Annotated in this window: 18 protein-coding genes and 1 pseudogene; 3 read left to right on the forward strand and 16 right to left on the reverse strand. The window is 71.5% G+C overall.

Features of this window, described 5'->3' with window-relative positions:
* On the forward strand, positions 1-193 hold a 193-nt coding region (locus CcI156_RS25160), incomplete at its 5' end, for a hypothetical protein (RefSeq protein ID WP_217494098.1).
* Between the two features lie 614 nt (positions 194-807).
* Here CcI156_RS25160 and CcI156_RS20520 read toward each other — a convergent pair.
* The 10 genes and pseudogenes from CcI156_RS20520 to CcI156_RS20565 form a co-directional block, all read right to left on the reverse strand.
* Positions 808-1,329, reverse strand: a complete 522-nt coding sequence (locus tag CcI156_RS20520; protein ID WP_076807630.1) for a hypothetical protein — start codon at positions 1,327-1,329, stop codon at positions 808-810.
* 297 nt (positions 1,330-1,626) lie between these two features.
* Complete coding sequence (locus tag CcI156_RS20525; RefSeq protein WP_076807633.1) at positions 1,627-2,652, reverse strand: replication-relaxation family protein; 1,026 nt, start codon at positions 2,650-2,652, stop codon at positions 1,627-1,629.
* A gap of 176 nt (positions 2,653-2,828) precedes the next feature.
* The gene (locus tag CcI156_RS20530) at positions 2,829-3,755 is read right to left on the reverse strand and encodes a hypothetical protein (RefSeq protein WP_076807635.1); all 927 of its coding nucleotides are present in this window, start codon (positions 3,753-3,755) and stop codon (positions 2,829-2,831) included.
* Positions 3,756-3,953: 198 nt separating this feature from the next.
* A complete protein-coding gene (locus tag CcI156_RS20535; RefSeq protein WP_023841839.1) occupies positions 3,954-5,234 on the reverse strand; it encodes a tyrosine-type recombinase/integrase in 1,281 nt (426 codons plus the stop codon).
* A complete protein-coding gene (locus CcI156_RS20540; RefSeq protein ID WP_023841838.1) occupies positions 5,234-5,443 on the reverse strand; it encodes a hypothetical protein in 210 nt (69 codons plus the stop codon). The genes CcI156_RS20535 and CcI156_RS20540 overlap by 1 nt, the downstream gene beginning before the upstream one ends.
* A 250-nt stretch (positions 5,444-5,693) precedes the next feature.
* Positions 5,694-5,993, reverse strand: a complete 300-nt coding sequence (locus tag CcI156_RS20545; RefSeq protein WP_076807638.1) for a hypothetical protein — start codon at positions 5,991-5,993, stop codon at positions 5,694-5,696.
* A 130-nt stretch (positions 5,994-6,123) separates the two neighbouring features.
* On the reverse strand, positions 6,124-6,318 hold the full coding sequence (locus CcI156_RS20550; protein ID WP_011435482.1) for a helix-turn-helix domain-containing protein: 195 nt from the start codon (positions 6,316-6,318) through the stop codon (positions 6,124-6,126).
* 29 nt (positions 6,319-6,347) lie between these two features.
* Entirely contained in the window at positions 6,348-8,066 is a 1,719-nt protein-coding gene (locus tag CcI156_RS20555; protein ID WP_011435481.1) for a replication initiator, read from the reverse strand.
* Positions 8,063-8,287, reverse strand: a complete 225-nt coding sequence (locus CcI156_RS20560; RefSeq protein ID WP_011435480.1) for a hypothetical protein — start codon at positions 8,285-8,287, stop codon at positions 8,063-8,065. Before CcI156_RS20560 ends, CcI156_RS20555 begins: the two co-directional genes overlap by 4 nt.
* Positions 8,284-8,766: pseudogene (locus CcI156_RS20565) on the reverse strand (cell division protein FtsK); the annotation flags it as partial. The gene CcI156_RS20560 and the pseudogene CcI156_RS20565, both read right to left, overlap by 4 nt.
* Before the next feature lie 26 nt (positions 8,767-8,792).
* On the opposite strand from CcI156_RS20565, the gene CcI156_RS20570 reads away from it, so the two are divergent.
* Both CcI156_RS20570 and CcI156_RS20575 read left to right on the forward strand, forming a co-directional pair.
* A complete protein-coding gene (locus CcI156_RS20570) occupies positions 8,793-10,289 on the forward strand; it encodes a recombinase family protein (protein ID WP_023841836.1) in 1,497 nt (498 codons plus the stop codon).
* 378 nt (positions 10,290-10,667) lie between these two features.
* Positions 10,668-10,937 carry a hypothetical protein gene (locus CcI156_RS20575; RefSeq protein ID WP_023841835.1) on the forward strand — a complete coding sequence of 90 codons (270 nt, stop codon included), beginning with the start codon at positions 10,668-10,670 and terminating at the stop codon, positions 10,935-10,937.
* A gap of 445 nt (positions 10,938-11,382) precedes the next feature.
* Here the strand turns inward: CcI156_RS20575 and CcI156_RS20580 are convergent, their stop codons facing one another.
* From CcI156_RS20580 to CcI156_RS20605, 6 genes are all read right to left on the reverse strand, one after another.
* Positions 11,383-11,733 (reverse strand): hypothetical protein, encoded by a 351-nt coding sequence (locus tag CcI156_RS20580; RefSeq protein ID WP_023841833.1) that lies wholly within the window; start codon positions 11,731-11,733, stop codon positions 11,383-11,385.
* Positions 11,733-11,921, reverse strand: coding sequence for a hypothetical protein (locus CcI156_RS20585; RefSeq protein WP_023841832.1), 189 nt, complete (start codon positions 11,919-11,921; stop codon positions 11,733-11,735). Before CcI156_RS20585 ends, CcI156_RS20580 begins: the two co-directional genes overlap by 1 nt.
* On the reverse strand, positions 11,918-12,625 hold the full coding sequence (locus CcI156_RS20590) for a head maturation protease, ClpP-related (RefSeq protein WP_023841831.1): 708 nt from the start codon (positions 12,623-12,625) through the stop codon (positions 11,918-11,920). Before CcI156_RS20590 ends, CcI156_RS20585 begins: the two co-directional genes overlap by 4 nt.
* Positions 12,615-12,845 (reverse strand): hypothetical protein, encoded by a 231-nt coding sequence (locus CcI156_RS20595; protein WP_023841830.1) that lies wholly within the window; start codon positions 12,843-12,845, stop codon positions 12,615-12,617. Before CcI156_RS20595 ends, CcI156_RS20590 begins: the two co-directional genes overlap by 11 nt.
* A gap of 213 nt (positions 12,846-13,058) precedes the next feature.
* Entirely contained in the window at positions 13,059-13,889 is an 831-nt protein-coding gene (locus CcI156_RS20600) for a hypothetical protein (protein WP_023841829.1), read from the reverse strand.
* Entirely contained in the window at positions 13,886-14,533 is a 648-nt protein-coding gene (locus tag CcI156_RS20605) for a hypothetical protein (RefSeq protein ID WP_076807642.1), read from the reverse strand. The genes CcI156_RS20600 and CcI156_RS20605 overlap by 4 nt, the downstream gene beginning before the upstream one ends.
* Positions 14,534-14,988: the final 455 nt, after the last annotated feature.

Genomic DNA, 14,988 nt, shown 5'->3' on the forward strand with positions numbered 1-14,988 from the left:
CGGTCGCGTCGGGGTGGTGCCGGTCGTGCCGGTAGTCGAGCCGGCCGCACCGGCCGCACCGGCCGCGCTGGTGGCGCCGGCCGCGCTGGTCGTGCTGGTGCCGCCGGCCGCGCTGGTCGTGCCGGCCGTGCTGGTGGCGCTGGTGGCGCCGGTCGCGCCGGTCGCGCCGGGGTGGTGCCGGTCGTACCGGTAGTCGAGCCGGCCGAGCCGGTCGCGCTGGTGGCGCTGGTCGCGCTGGTGGTACCGGCCGATTCGGTGGCGCTGCTATCAGTGTGTGTGGTGTCGTTCGGTCTCGGTCGGTCGTGTGGATGTTGGATGTGTCGATATCTGCGGGTGYGGTCCGGTCTCGTACCAGTGGTGAGTCGGTCGCTTCCGGTCCAGAAGCGGTCCCGGTCCGGAAACGGCCCCGGTCGTGGTGGTGTGCCGGTGCTATTGGCTTGTCGCGGTGCGACTTGGGTCGGTGGGGTGGGTTTCGGATTCGAACGGGAGGGCTGGCGGRCTGGGGTCCTGCGGCTGCTGGGCGGGGCTCGTATTTGATGACCGTGGGGGCGTCTCGACCGGTGGTCTCTTGGTTGGTCGCATACAGGGGTCGGGCCGGTCTCCTGTGCTTGGGCCGGGTCGGTGGGTCCGGCCAGTGAGTTTGGCTGAGCGTTCACCCGGCGGTDCTCACCGTGCGGCGACGCAACATGGCCAGCCGACGGGTGATCGAAGCGGACGGCGGCGTCCCCGTCGGCCAGACACCGATCGGTTGCGCTTTCGTCTGCCCACCCGCTGACCCGCCCGCGCTGCGCACCGGGTGCGATGTGGTCAGCGTCGTGTGGGCAGGGATGGGCTGATCTCGCTGAGGTCGATATCGGCGACCAGGAGGCGGTGCAGGGCGCCGCCGGGGTGGCGGGGCAGGGGCTGGACGGGGCTGGTGAAGTATTCGAGGTCGTCGAAGACGGGCTGGCCGTCCGGGCGGCGGGCGAACTCGACGCGGCCGTAGTCGACCCCGTCGGTGGCGTCGTAGCTCATCCAACTGATCGTCTCGGTTTCGCCGGGCTGGAGCGGCGCGGTGTACAGCGGCYGGGCCTGGATGATCTCGCCGTCGTCATACCAGACCTGGGGGACAGAGAGAACCCAGCGGTGGGTGCGGACGGCCTTCGCGGTGGCGGCGGCGCGGATCTCGAACGCGAGGGCGGTCGCCCAGCTGGTCAGGTAGGGGTAGTCGCTGAGGAACAGGTTCCGGTCGCCCTGCAGGCCCAGGATGGCGGGGTAGTCCCCGGCGCGCACGGCGCGCTGCACGCGGCTAGTGATGTCCTCGACGAGCGTCCAGGTGTCAGCGTTCACGGCACAGTCCTCTCTCGTGATCCCCGTGCCCGACCGGGCCGGGGTCGTGCCCTGGCCGGTGTCGGGCCTCTACTTGTTCATGCGGGGCGGGCGTCGTCCCGACCGTCCGCGGCCGTCTCCCTTTCTCCTCGGGCCGGTGCGGCGGGTGGTGGCGCCGTAAATGCCCCGTCACTCTGATACGGGCCTTCCGGCGTCCCGACCGTCCGGAGACCCGGCCGGAGCAGGCGTTCTCCCGCGCTGGCGGTGCCTTGCCTGCCGGCTGCAAGGCATCGCCAGCGCGGAAGGCCGGGGCCTCGGTCAGGCGGCGGGATGCAGGCTGGTGGGTGGCATCGGGTGCGGCGGGTGCAGCCGGCCGGACGGGTCCGACGGGTCGGTGGTGTCGTCCTGGCGGGCGGTGGGGCGCAGGTGCGGTGGGACGTTGGGGAGCTGGTGCAGTCCGAGCCGGCCGGGCCGGGGTGCGGTCAGGGGAAGCCAGCGGGCCGGGGTGGGGTCGAGATGCTGGTCGGGTGGGGTGAGGTCGGCCGCGGTGGTCGCGACTGGCACCAGTTCGGGCCGGTCGAGGTTGTGCAGCGTCTGGGTCATCGCCTGGCGGATGCGGGCCTCGCGGCGGGCGGTGGTGGTCCACAGCAGGATCGGGGTGGCGATTCTGGTGCTGGTGGCGAGCTGCTGGTAATGGGTCAGCTTGGCGGCGACACGGTGCAGCGGTTCGGTGCCGTAGTCCAGTTCCAGGAACCACTCGACCGTGGCACCGCCACGGGTCGTCCAGCGACCGAAGGCGTCGGGGCGGACGATGTCACCGAAATGCCGAGCGCAGCGTTCTTCCGGCCACCACGCGGTCAGCGTGCCCACGGCGCCGGGCTGGCGAGCATGGTGGACAAGACGGGTGAACACGCCATTGACCGCGACCCGATGCGCCAGGTGCAGGGAGTGAGCAATGCCCTTCGCCCGATCATGCTGGTAGCCGATCTTCCTCGGGTCCAGGCCATCCTCATGCGCCAGCACGGCCGCGCCTGCGACGTCGAGGATGTAATGCATGGGCGCCAGCCCGKCGGGCACCAGCGGTTGAAAACGGTCKAGGACGCGCCAGCGGTAAAGCTCCAGCAGGCGCAGGTTCGCCGCACGCCGGCCGGTCCAGCCGAGTTCGACAATCTGGTGGGTGGTCAGGACCCGGTGCTCGTGCAGCATCCGGGTGATCCACCGGTCCCGGGGGGTGAGGTGGTGGGCCAGCCACAGCTGGTGCTCACTGCTAGCGACGGTGCGGGCGGCGGGTCGGGCGTAGGTGCGGCGGCCGAGATGCTTCTGCTGCGGAGGATTCGTGATCACGTTCGGGTGTTCTCCATGGACGGTGACGCGGGCGGCGGTCGACGGGCGGGTACGGACAGTGCCGGGCTGGACGGGATGGGGCCAGCTCCGCAGGGGCCGGGGGTAGCCGGGCCRGCGTCTGTCGGCCCGGTGTGGACTCCCGGTGCATGCTGGTCCCGCCCGTACGGGCGGAGGCGTCATCCGACGGCAGCGAGCACACCCGGCGGGTCGGCCGGCTCCGCCGGCCCGATCTCGACCAGCTCCACCCTGTCCCCGCCTCCGCCGCTGTCAGAGAGGCTCTCCGGGAGAGGGCCGCCCATGGTGGGGACGCCGGCCGAGCTGTGTTCGTCGAGAACACGGCGGGCCTCGGCGCGTAGCTGTGTGACCAGGCTCCGGGCCCGCTTCGACCCCACGTGCAGTCGCCTACGCAGCTCGTCCGAGGAGATCGGCCGGTGGTTCTCCTCCCAGTACAAGGCGTCCTCGCGTCGCGCCCACGCCAGCCACTCCTCATCCGACAGCCCACCCGAAGCCGCCGCAGATCGACGCTGCCGAGGAACCTCCGGTGAGGCCGACGGCGGTGCGGCGATGCCGCCGTCGGCGATTGGCGCCGGTGCCGGCGGCGTGGCGTCCACACCAGCCGGCGGATTCGAGGGATTCTGGGGGCATGCGGGTGGGTGGCGCATGGCCTGCAACAATCCTGGGCCGACCTCACTCCACCCGATCAGCAAAAGCGGACCGACGCTGTCGAACGCGGCCTTCGCGTAGTCACCCGCGATCACCGGCTCGGCGATATTGAGCGCCAGAGTAACAATGCTGGAGAACACCAGCAGCCGCCGGGCCGGACGCAGAAGCTCGACCGGAGCGCCCCGCAACGCCAACTGCCGCGTCCCGAGCAAAAGCCCTACCACAGACAGGTCCACGGCCGGGRCTACCAGCGGCGCGATCCAGATCGGCACYCCCAACCGAAGCCCGAGTTGGAGGACATTGCCGAAGCCGAACAAGAACGTCAACCCGACAACCAGCGCCATGATCAACGTCACCAGGGTGACCGCGATGTCCCTGYTCTGGGCCGACACGTCCACGGCCGGAGCGCCGGCCGGGCCGGCGCCGTCTGGGGTCCTCATGCGTCGCCCCTGGTCAGGGCACGTGTCCCTACCTGACGAACGACGATCTCAGGGCCCTCAACCAAGATCGTCCGGTTCTTATTGTGGTCCGGCCGGTGCACCCGTATCTACCAGCGGTTTCGTCCATTTGGACGGGGCCGCCGTTTCTTTCTGGCAGCCATGTGGGCAGCCAGTGGGCGGCCACGGGCGCGCGCCATGTCAGCCTTTCTCGTTCTCCTGGTTTTGGCCTTCTTCACCGTCCGTGGCCGGGGTTGTTTCTCCCCATAGGGCGGAGCCCATCCGATCCGCCGCGTCCGTCGACAGCTCCGGCGCCACGTGGCTGTACGTACCGAGGGTCAGGCTGATCTGCGAGTGCCCCATGATCTCCATGACCACCCGCGGGTGAACCTTCTGCGCGAGCAGCAGACTCGCCATCGTGTGCCGGGCGTCGTGGAGCCGGGCCGCGCGGACACCGGCCTGTGACAGCAGGTCCTGCCAGGCCCGGTGGTCAGCCCGGGGGTCGAGCGGCCGCCCGTTCGGCTGGACGAACACGAGATCGTGTTCGTTGGCCCACTCGCCGCCGGCCGCCTGCTGTTCGGCGCGCTGTGCGGCCCGGTGGGCCCGCAGGCTGGCCGCCAGGTTCGGCGGGATCACGATCGTCCGCCGACCGGCCCGGCTCTTCGGACGGACGATCACCAGGCCCCCGCCGGTACGACGGGGGCACCGACGGGCAGTGGTGCAGTTCTTCGGGTCGGCACAGCCGTGCGCCCAGGCCCGCCGTTGCAGGGCTTGGCGCACCGTGAGCGTGGCCGGGACCGCGTCCAGGTCGACCGCGTCCCAGGGCAGGCCCAGCGCCTCACCCTGCCGGAGCCCGAGCGCCAGCGCGACGGACCAGCGGGCCGCGTTGCGCTGGCCCTTCGCCGTGTCGAGGATGGCCCGCGCGTCCGACGCCGTGAGCGGACGGATCTCGTCCCGGTCGACGGAAGGCGGATCGACCAGCGTTGCCACGTTCCGGACGATCCGTCCCCGCCGGTGCGCGACCTTCAGCGCACGGGAGATGATCCGATGCATCTGGAGCACCGTGGCCGCGGCGAGCCCTTCTTTCTCGCACCGGTGGTAGAACGCTTCGAGGTGCTCCGGGGCGAGCCGGTCGAGCCGGACCGCGCCGAGCGCCGGGACGATCCGGTTCCGCACGTACCCGCGGTAGGTCGCCAGGGTGGACGGGCGGACCTTCCTCGCCGCGATCGTGTCCAGCCAGAACGTGAGCCACTCGTCCAGCGTCAGCGGCTTCACCCCGGTGACCACGGCGACGCCGTCTTCCTGCTCTCGGCGCAGTGCCCGCAGCTTCTCCGCGACCTCCGTGCGGGTCTTGCCGGACAGGTACTTCCGCTGTCGCTTCCCGTCCTTCCAGCCGAGGTCCACGGTCGCTCGCCAGCGGCCGGAAGCGTCCTTGTAGATCGCGCCCTCACCGGCGCCGCGCCGGCCCTTGCGCGCGGCCATCAGGCAGCGTCCAGCGGGTTGCCGTCGGGCCATTCGATGGTGTCGCACCACGGGCAGCCGTAGCGGCTGTCGCCCATGTCGCAGGCGAACTTGGACTCACCGTCCGGCTGGGGGTAGAGCCGACCCTGTCCGGCGCGGGCACGGTCGAGGTGTTCCCGGAGAGCCTGTTGAAGGCTCATCGTCGGGTGCCCGTCGTGGTCGGTGTTCATGATGAAAGGGGCTCCTTGCCGAAAGAACGGGGAGAGGCGCGCGGGCCGCGGGTGGCGTTGCCCGGTGCCGGTGGCTTTCCGTTCTCTGGCGCAGGAATGGTCTGCCGGGGCGCCGGCCGCGTCCAGGGCGCTTCGCGTCGCTGACGCGATCGGCCTACGGCCGACCCTGGACCCGTCCGACACCCCGACAGCTTCAGGCGCCACCAGAGGACGGAAGAAAAATGGAGGGGTAGAGCAGGCAGAGCAGCCGCTATGGGCGGGGGACGCTCGCCGCCGCCGGTCCCGTCGAGGGGTTGGCGTTGGCCGGGACGACTGCCGAAAGCCCGGGGTCCTGGCGGAAGATCAGGACGAGGTCGACGTCTCCGAAGTGCTCGGCGAACACGGCGTCCGCGGGCAGGTCACCCAGGATCACGGCGAGGTCGCCGACGTCCGCGCCGGGCCGGATCGTCAGGGTGTGGTCGCCGCTGTCGGTGGTGCGGGTCGCGACGAGCGGGGAGTCTCCGCCGGGGGTGCGCCACGCGCCGAAGTTGCYGGAAGAGAAGATGTTCATCAGGGCTTCGTTCCTGTCTGAGGCAGGGGTGGGGTCTCAGGTCCCGGTCGGGTGTTGGCGCACTCGCCGGGACCGCCTTGCTTGCGAGCCGGATCGGTCGGGGTGGGTGGTGCTCGGCACCGCGCCCGCGTCATGCCGCTTTTCCCTCTTCGACGACGCCGCGCAGCCGGTCGACGAAGGCGACCAGGTCAGCGGCCGGGATGCGGCGCGCGCGTCCGATCCGCACGGACGGGATGTCGCCGCTGTTCATGAGTTCGTAGATCGTGGTCCGGCCGACACCGAGGAGTTCGGCGGCTTCCGCCGGAGTCAGGAGAAGCTTGGTCACGGTTCTCTCCCACGGGTCAGGACGGGTGATCAGGCGGCTTGTGCCCTGCCCGGTGGGCCGAGGCCGATTGCCGGAAGTTCGTCGGGTGCGGCGCGTCGGGCCGCGTCGAGCTGTGCGCGCCAGGCGTGGCGTTGCGCGACGGCCTGCAACAGCAGGTGTTCGCGGCGAGGTGCGGCCGGGTCGCCGGGCCGGAGCATCGTCCAGGCGGTGCGAGCCGGGTCGGTGTCGGTTGCCGCGGCCGGGCCGGTGGCGGTGTGGCCGAGCGCTTCGAGCTGCTCCCGGATGAACGCGACGCGATCATGCTTGTGGTCGGTCAGCGACTTGCCGGACCACTTGCGGCTCACCAGGACCCGCCGGCCGCCGAAGCCGAGGGTCTCCCGTCGGTGTGCCTTGCCGCGGCAGCGTCCCGGGACGAGGCCCGGTTTCGCGTTCTTCGGCTGGACGCCGTAGCGGAGCCAGTTCGCGCAGGTGGGTGAGCAGGGTTCGTAGCGCAGGGCTTCGGCGAGCCGGTCGACGTGGCGCCGTTGCCGGTCGGTGGTGGCCGTGTGGCAGGCGTCGAGGCTTTTGGTCAGGTACTTGCAGAGGTAGCCGATCATCCGGCCGGTGTGCGCCGAGTTCGAGGTGAAGCCGTCCGCTTGCAGTTGCGGGCCGAAGCGCACCACATGGGACGGTTCGTCCTCGTCTCCGATGGCGTCGAGCGCCTCATCCCAGGTGGGCAGCGGCCGGCCGGAAGCCGGATCGACGTATCCGCCCGTTTCGCTTGCCCAGGTCGGGAGTGCCGTGTCCAGGTAGACGGGCTGGCCAGACGGTGGCCACCAGACCTGGTGATACGTGGCCGCCGCCACCTGCCGCAGCAGGGCCCGTGGCACGGTTCCGCGGAGGGCCGCGTGCAGGTGCGGGGCGAGCCGCCGTTGCGGTTCGAGCGCGGCGAAGTACTGCACGTCCCAGCCGACCGCACGGCGGAGGTTCTGCCAGAAGCGGTCGATCAGCTTCGGGAAGTGGATCGCGTCGCGGGCCGCCCGCCGGTAGTCATACGACGCTGGGTCCACCGGAGCTCCGTCGGAGTTCACCCGCCCGTAGGTGTCGCAGGTCAGCGTGAGGAACATCGACGGCCGCCAGGTCGTGCCGTCCGCCGCCTCATACGTCCGGCCGATCGTGCGCTTCTCCACGGGCAACCGCGGCAGGTCGGCAGCGTCCTGCCGCCGGCGGGTCGAGCGGGCACGGCGGGGCCGGTCCCGGTTGTCCGGGGCAGTCTTGCCGCGCACRCCCAGGGCGTTGAGTTCCTCGTCCACCTGGCCGATCAGCGCGTCGATCTCGGCGACGCCGGCCGGGTCACTGTCCCGTTCCGCGTCCTGCCGGGCGACTTCGAGATCCGCGCGGAAGCCGGCAAGGACCTTCGCGTCATCGGACGGCGGGTCCGGGTCGGGAAGCGGTTCGTCGTCGAGGTGCCACCCTGCCCTGCACTGCGCCATCCGCAGCCGCCGGGCCTTCTCCGCGCAGGTCGGGCACTTGCTGGCCAGGGTGGCGCCGCAGGGTACGGGGATGATCTCGGTTTCGCCRGTGTCGAGGTTCGTGCGCCGCATCGCCATCGGCCGGACGCACACGCCGTTCTCGACGGCGACCGCTTCGACGACCGCACGGGCGAGCGGCATCCGCATCCGCGCCGCCCGAGAGCCGGGCCGATCGTCACGGTTGGTGGGGTCGTGGGGGCCGGCCGGGTCAGGGCCGGGAGGGGGAGGGAGGGTCACGCGGGCAGTTCCTCCGAGACGTCGACGTCGAGATCCGAACGGTCGGTAGCGATGGGCGGGGCGGGTTCGGTGAAGTGGGTGCAGGCACAGCCGGCCCGGGTGCCGGTGTCGCCATGGCAACGGCCCCGCCGGTGAGCGACGTACAGGTGGGAGCAGGTGGTGCACACCGGCACCACAGGCAGCGGAGCGGACAGATCCGGATCKCCGGCCGGGGTGGTCATGCGACCTCATCCCATCCGGCCGGGTCGGCACCGTCGGCGGAGCCGCTGTCGGTGTAGGGGTCGAGGTCGGGTGTCCAGCCGCCGCCGGTTGCCGTCGACGGCCGGTAGGCCCAGACGGTGCGGCTGATCTCGGTGTCGTCGATGTGGGCCGCGCGGACCCGGACCGGTTCCGGCTGTCCCTCAGCCAGGACGTAGCCGACGCCGGGCAGCGACAGCGGGATCTCGTCCGCCCGTGCCCCACGGTCCCGGGCACCGGAGCCGAGCACGAGATCCGGCTGTTCGGCTTCGGTCATGCGCAGTGCGACCCGGACCGGGAACAGGTCCCGGAAGGGCAGCACCTCCTTACGCGGGTCCTGCACCGCCGCCAGGACCACGACGCCGGGGGCGCGGCCCTGCGAGAGCAGCAGCGRCAGCGCCGCCCCGATCCGCTTCTTCACGTCCCGGTCGGTGACGTACGCCGTCAACGACGCGATGACGTCTGCCCCGCTGTGTCACAATTGAGAAGGTGCTTGATCACATCATCGGCGCGGCGGATTACGCCCGCATCAGCAGCGACCCGGGCAACGACGCCAAGGGCGTCGCCAGGCAGACCGAGGACAGCCAGGGGCGCATCGAGCGGGAGCCCTCGTGGCGTCACGTTGGGTCGTACATCGACAACGACCTGAGTGCCACCAAGGGCAAGGAGCGGCCCGAGTTCGAGCGGCTCATGGCTGCCGTTCGGCGGGACGAGGTCAAGGTCATCGTGATCTACATGACCGGCCGGTTCGTCCGCACCCGACGCGAGCGGATGGAGACATACGAGCTGCTCGCCAAGCACGGCGTGCGGATCGTGTGCACGAACGGTCCGGATCTCGACTTCTCCACACCCGCCGGCCGGATGGTCGCGGGCATCATGGGCGAGGTCGACGCTCACGAGGTCGAGCAGCTGGCCACGCGAGTGTCTGACTCTCACCTGCAGGCGGCGAAGGAGGGGCGTCCGATCGGTGGACGTTGTTACGGCTACCGCCCCGATCCACACGCTCTGAAGCACCACAAGCGGCGGTTGATCGTTCCCGAAGAGGCCGCGGTGATCCGCGAGATGGCCCCCCGCGCGCTCAGAGGCGAGACCCTGTACTCGATCGTCCAGGACTTCAACGAGCGAGGCGTGCCGACGCTCCACCCGGGCCGGTCGCGGACGGGCGGCCTGTGGTCCGTGTCCGTTCTGCGCGACATCCTCACCAACCCGGCGATCGCCGGCCGCAGCGTCCTGCTGGGTGTGGATTACGGCGAGGCCGAGTGGGAGCCGATCATCAGCTATGCCGACCATCTCAAGCTCGTCGGCATGTTCTCCGGACGCACGGCGCCCGAGGGTTGGACGAACCGTCACGTCCACCTGCTGTCCGGGATCGCCCTGTGCGGCAAGTGCCTGGCCCAGGGCCGCGAGATCACGGTGACGTGTCGGCCCGGGGCGAAGCCGACGCCCAGCGGTTACCAACCGTGGCCGAAGTCCCGGGGCTACATCTGCCCAGACAAGCAGCGCGGCGGATGCCGGGGCCTGCGTCACGCGGCCGACCCGGTCGACGCCTATGTGGAGGAGACCGTGGTGAGGCTGCTCGGCGAGCCGGGCGTGATCGACAACCTTGTGGCGGCCGAGGCGCCCGACGCCGAAGAGGTGCTGAAGGTCGCGACCGAGATCGAGGCTTGCCAGGCCCGCGCGGCTGCGGTCGGCGCTCTGATGGCGAAGGACGACCCGACGGACGAGGTGACGGCCATCGCCAGGCGGGCGGCGCTCGACCAGATCCGCGACGACCTGACGCGGCACCGCCAGCGGCAAACGGCCCTCGCCCGGTCGACGGTMGCCGAGGGCCTGTTGGACGTGGAGGACATCGCGCACCATTGGGAGCACGTGATGACCTTGTCCCAGCAACGCGCGACGATATCCGCCCTGGTGCGGATCACGCTGCTGCCCATCGGACGGGGCAAGCGGGGCACGACCGACCACGTGGTGATCGACCGCCGCTGACGATCCCCGCGCGCGGCGCGTAACGTCTTAGGCAGGCCCTCCCCCGGCCTCAAGAGCGGGGAACCCTAGCCCGGGCAGCGAACAGGGCGGATCACTCAGCAGGGGTGATCTGTCGGCCTGCCCGGAGCCACGGTGCCCGTCCGTCCCCTTCTTAGCTCCACACCCCCCGACGTCGCATGTGCGGCCGCGCAGCGCGCGCGTGAGCTGGCCTCGGTGCCCCTCACGCCGAGCGAGGCCGAGGCCATCCGCGCGCTGGTTGGCCCCATCACGACGCGTCGGTCAAGTCTCCACGGATCGTCACAGAAGTCGTCCTTTAGACGGGCGTCGATGTCTCCTACGTTGCTCTCGCACCGCCCACAGCAACCGAGGGAGCCTGAAATGACCGAGCCCACCGCCAAGCCCGCCGCCCGTCGTCGCGCCGCCGCGAAGCCCACCACCAAGGCCAAGGCCGTTGAGGCTGCGCCGGCTGAGGAGCCGACCCCCGCGCCGGTCGACGAAGCCCCGGCGGGTGTGGAGCCAACCGCGACCGAGGCCCCCACGACCGAGGCCAAGCCGAAGCGCGTCAACACCTCCCACGCCGACTGCTCGCACCCGAAGACCAAGGCCGCCCGCGCCGCCTGCCGTCGGGCTCGCGCCAAGGCCGAGTAGCCCCACACCGCCCAATTGCCGAGGCCCCCGCGCACAGTGCGGGGGCTTTTCGGTGGCCTCGCTGCGCGACGTCGCGACGTATGACGCGAGGCGGCTCCTTAAGGACGCCTCAGATCGACGCTGACGAGCCAAAGCATCGCGCGCGTGTCGTTCGTTGGGGCGACGTGGGCGCATCGTCACAGAACGTCTCAGGTGCTCACGGGCTGTAGCGCCGAACAGCCCCCGCCCGGTGAGGGGCGAGGGCTGCCACAGGCGAGCCATGATCTGACCACAGGTCAGCCACTGTCTGATGGGCTCGCGCCCGTCACCGCGCCCATCCACGACCGGACTTCATGCCGCTGGGTCACGGCCTGCTCATTCCGCAGCCGGCGCGCCCAGTCGTTCGCGAGCCGGCCCCGGTCGTCGTACAGGTCTGGTCGCTCATCGCGGCTGGGCGGGGCCTCGCTCACCGGCCAACCCCGGTCGTCTCGGCGAACGTCGGGCCTCCGACGCCGCTGCTTGAGGCCCGGGCGTCGCACTCGTCGCGGACGACGTCGAACCACGGCCAGAACTCGCCGGCATCCCGTGCCAGATTGTGCAGCGCGACGCCGAGGCCCGCCAGCGCGTCGCGCCGCAGGACAGCCAGATCGACCGTCGCCGCCTCGGTCCCGTTGCGCGCGGCATCGGCGAGGGCTTGGCGGGCCTGGCCGAGCGGCGACGTCGGCGACTGGGTGATGTGCCGATCCACGATGTCGGCGGCTCGACGTCGGTCTGTCGCGCTCAGCGGGGTGAGCTGGTCGACGGGGAAGTTAGCCATCAGGGATTCTCCTTGCCGGTGGCAGCCGCGGGCGGCGTCGTCAGGGCGGTGTGGAGGCTGCGCCAGGCCAGGCCCAGAAACGAGCCGCGCAGCGGGCGGGCTTTGCGCATCTCGGCCCACACCGCCCAGGCTTCGCGCCGCGCGATCTGCTCGGCCTCCGCGACGACACGATCGGCGGGTGTGGTCATTCCGACTCCTCGTCGGCGAGGCCCGCGGCGACGGCTTCGGTGGCCGAGAACCACGTCTCGCGCCGCATGAGATCGCGCCAAGCGGAGGCGTCGCCCCCCGCGCGGGCGGCGTAGGCGGCGGCGATGTCGTCGCTCAGCCGGTCGAGCTGGTCGGCCGTGCGGCGCAGCTCCTCGGGGTTGCCCCCGCCCCATCCCGACCGGGCGTCGTGGATCATCTGCTGGCTGCCCGGCCGCATGACGACGCGGTCCGCCCCGGTGGCGACGACCGACGCGGCGGACGCGGCGAGGCCCTCCACGACGGCCGTCACCCGGGCCGGGTGGCTCCGCAGCGCGTTGCGGATCGCCCAGCCGTCGAACAGATCCCCGCCCGGCGAGTTGAGGTGCAGCGTCACCGCCGGGGCTGTGATCTGGGACAGCTCGCGGACGAACGTCGCCGCGTCCACACCGCCCCATCCGATCTCGTCCATCAGCCAGGCGTCGGCGGTGAGGCCCGCGCGGTTCGCCACGCGGAGACCCTCCCGGGCCGGAGCCAGCGCCAGCGCGGCGGACGCGCGCACCCCGCCCGAGACGGCGCGGCGGGCCGCGTCGCGACTGGCCTCGGCGAACGCCTGGCGCAGCACGTCGCCGGGCCGCTCCCGCGCCCCATCCGCGAACGCCTCGCGCAGCGCGCGGCGGAACTCGGTGTCGAACCGGTCAGTCCCCATCGGGGGTTCTCCTCAAAGCTCGGTCGACCAGCCGGACGCGCTCGCGCGTCTCCGGGTCGTCGTCCTCGTCCAACAAGCTGTCGACGCACAGCAGCGCGAGCCCGCCCACCAGGCCCAGCGCGAGAAGACCCCAGCCGAGGCCCGCGAGAACCCAGACGGCGGCCGTAACGAGACCGGCGATCCAGGCCAGGCCGGCGACGCTGAGCAGGCCGCTAGGCACAGCGCCGCCCCCGGGTCCCCGGGGTCCGCCCCCGTCCGCGTCGACCCGGCCGGCGTCGGCGGGGTGTCCCCCTCGCCGCGCTCGGAGTGCGGGCCTGCTCCCGCTGAACCCAGAGCGTCAGCTCGGCGAGGGGATCGGGCCGCTCGGTCTGGTCCACACCCCCCGGTGGCGTCGCGTTGTCGGGCGGGTCGTCGGCCGATCCGCGGGGCCGCATCAGATCCGCACCCCACGCTCAACGGGCGCGTCGGGGTCGGCGCGTCGTGCGCGGGGCAGCGGCGCCAAGGGGTCGTGACGGGCGCGGCCCCGAACCCAGGTGACGGGGCCGAGCGCGTCGGCGATCCGCGCGGGCAGCGTCGCGGGCCGCCGGCCACCGGCCAGGGCCGAGAGCACCGCGCGCGGATCGACGTCGGCGCGGCCGAGATCCTCGGCCGGGATGCCCTTCTCGACCATGCTGCGGCGCACGTCGGCGAGGTGGTCCCGCCGGGCCTCCAGTCGACGGCCCGCCTCGGCCAGAGCCTCGCGTGCGGCGGCGACCGCCTTCGCGGCCTCGGCGTCCAAGCGGTCGAACTTGGCGTCGATCTCGCCGAGCCGAGACGCGAACTCGGTCCGGCGCGCGTCGGTCTCAGCCTGACTCGCGAGCCGCTCGCGCACCAGATCCACGAGGTACAGCGCCACCGCGCGGTCCAGGCCGTCGATGTCGGGGTCGAGCGTCGCGGCCTCTGCCTCGGCGTCGCGGAGGTGGTCTTCCGTCAGCCGGGCGCTGCCGTCGCTGAACAGGCGCAGGAAGGCGCTCCGCGCGGCGGCTTCGATCTCGCGGCGCCGGGCCACGGCGCGCATCTGCCGGGCCTCGGCGCCGCTCGGGTTCTCCTGCGCACGGCGGAGAATGGCGTTCAGCTCGTCGATCCGCTCTTGGGTCATTCCGCCCGGATCGCCGTCGATCCAATGCTCCTTGAAAGCCTGGAACCAGCCGGGGATGGGCGCCCCGATCTGAGCCCCCGTGCCGCGCAGGTCGAAGGGCGGCGAAGCCGCCCGAATCGGAATCACAATTCCTCCCGGTCGAAGACGTTGACCCACGGCTCCTCAGCCGGGGCGAGTTCGGGAGTTGGCTCCTCGTGAGGGGCGGCCACACCGCCCGGCAAGCCCGCTCCCCACGAAGTGGGGTCCGCAACCCCGGGAAGGCTGTCGGGCGGTGTGGCCTGGTCGGCCTCGGCGCGCGGAGAGGACGCGGCCGGGCCGGGCTCGATGGCGTGCGCCGGCCGGGCGATGTCCGCGAGGCTCGCGCCGTCCACCTCGATGTGGAACTCGACCGGGGCCGGGCGCGGAGGCTCGGGCGGAAGGTACTGGCCGAGCTCCTTGGCGGCGTTGGCTCGCATGGCCTCGGCGGCTTCGAGATTCCGCAMGGGCACGCGGTTGCCGGCGAGGAAAGCCTCACGCGCGGAGCGGCGCAGCATGTCGGCGTCCTGCTGCCGCGTCATCATCCGCTCGTCCGCGTCCGCGAACCACAAGCCCTCGGCGCGGGCATCGGTGAGAACGTAGTAGATCTCGGCGAAATGGCGGCCGATGAACGTCTCAACCAGGCGCTCATTGTCCTGGCCCCACCGAGCCGCGAGCTTCCGCCTGTCGGCCTTGGTGAGACGGGCCTCGCTCCGGAACATATTCGCGACGTCCTGGATCTTTCGACGCCGCATGGCGACAGCCTCCGCGCGGGCCTCCGGATCACCCCTCGGTTCCCTCGGCAGCTGACGGCCTGGCACGCGAATTCCCTTCGAGAATCCCTCGCGAAGCGAGGGAAAGAATGGCGGGGAATAACCTTGACGATCCCCTCATTCATTGTCGCACGCTGGCTATAGCCAGCACAAACAACCAGCTTTACCGGCACGTTCCCCACCACCCGCATGAGCAGCGAGGCCATTTCCTGCTGGCGCAGGTTTCTGACTCAGCATAAGAAGACTTATCGCGCGTCAGAATCGCCCATATCGCCCACCATCGGCACGCAGCGTCGACCGCCGGTGACGCTGGCCTGGCGTCGCCCTCGTTCCTCGGGTCGGTCCTCGCGCAGCGTCACAGTGACTCAGCGTCACGGCGAGGGGCTCACGCAGCGTCATCCCCTCGGGTATGAGCGGTGGACCGCTGAGGCCCCCCT

Source organism: Frankia sp. CcI156 (assembly GCF_001983015.1).
Taxonomy (GTDB): domain Bacteria; phylum Actinomycetota; class Actinomycetes; order Frankiales; family Frankiaceae; genus Frankia; species Frankia casuarinae.